This is a genomic window from Vibrio sp. Vb0667 (genome assembly GCF_033391095.1).
This window is the reverse complement of the sequence record NZ_JAWPOL010000414.1, coordinates 1-1,030: the sequence shown is the minus strand read 5'-3', so window position 1 is coordinate 1,030 and position 1,030 is coordinate 1. Positions and strand designations below refer to the sequence as shown.

At 40.5% G+C, this 1,030-nt stretch carries 2 protein-coding genes; one reads left to right on the top strand and one right to left on the bottom strand.

Translation table 11 applies throughout. The features are described 5' to 3' along the window. A partial coding sequence (locus R8269_RS26305; RefSeq protein ID WP_318223051.1) for a LysR substrate-binding domain-containing protein occupies positions 1-562 on the top strand: 562 nt, incomplete at its 5' end. A gap of 73 nt (positions 563-635) precedes the next feature. Here the strand turns inward: R8269_RS26305 and R8269_RS26300 are convergent. Further along, positions 636-1,030 (bottom strand): BBE domain-containing protein (locus R8269_RS26300; protein ID WP_318223050.1); only part of this gene is annotated, 395 nt, incomplete at its 5' end.

Sequence of the window (1,030 nt, the reverse complement as noted above, 5' to 3'; positions counted from 1 at the left end):
GAGTGCAACGATTCGCATCGTGAATTGGTCCGAATCTACTGAACAACAAATACTCAACACCAAAATTCATATCGGTATCAACTACCATCCTATCGATGTTTCTAAAGATCTTGTTCGCGAACCCTTGTTACCAGTTAGCTTCAATTTTATAGCTAGAAAAGATCACCCGCTAAGCCAACAGTTGGTGTGTTTAGAAGATATTTCTCGCTTCCCTTTAGTTGTATCTGTAATTCCAAATTTCACGACTAAAAATAGTAAAATAGAACACACACTTCATAAGTTAAAATTGAGATCAAACATTGTTCTTCGCAGCGATAATGCGAACTTATGTTTATCAACTTTAAAAGACTCAAACGCATTGATGCCAGTCAACCACTTGTTTGCTCAGAAAGCAGTTCAAGAGCACGAACATGTAAAGTTAAAAACTAGCTTCGATATTAATAATCATCTGCCATCAATGACGTTGGGTCTGTTTTATTCAAACACATTAGCATCTGGCAAATTGAGCAAACTTGTTATCTCATCACTTAAAAAAGCAATAAATAACCCAAAAACTCAATAAATTACCTAGAAATGGCTCCATAAGATTATGGAGCCATAGTGACTAAGCTGACGAAAGTAGACTAACGTTGAACTCACTCTGGCTTGATGTTCTGATTCATTCTGAACAAGTTGTTTGGATCAAACTTCTTCTTCACTTCTTGCAAGCGCGCATACGTTGGGCCATATGCGGATTCAGTGCGTTCTGCTTCATCTTGCGTCATGAAGTTAATGTACGCACCGCCACTGGCATACGGTTTGGTTTTGGCAAAAAAGTCTCTCGCCCACGCGATACAAGCTTGGTCATCTTCTGCGGAGTCCCATCTTCCGTGCACATTTAATACGTAATTAGCGTCACGGCTAGAATAAGCCATAGACTCGGGATCAGGTCTAGATGCCGCGCAGCCAAGAGAAGCGATAAAAATCTCGCATTGAGGCGATGGTAACTTCCCTGCGTATTCTATCGCCGCATCAATGACACCTTCGCTTA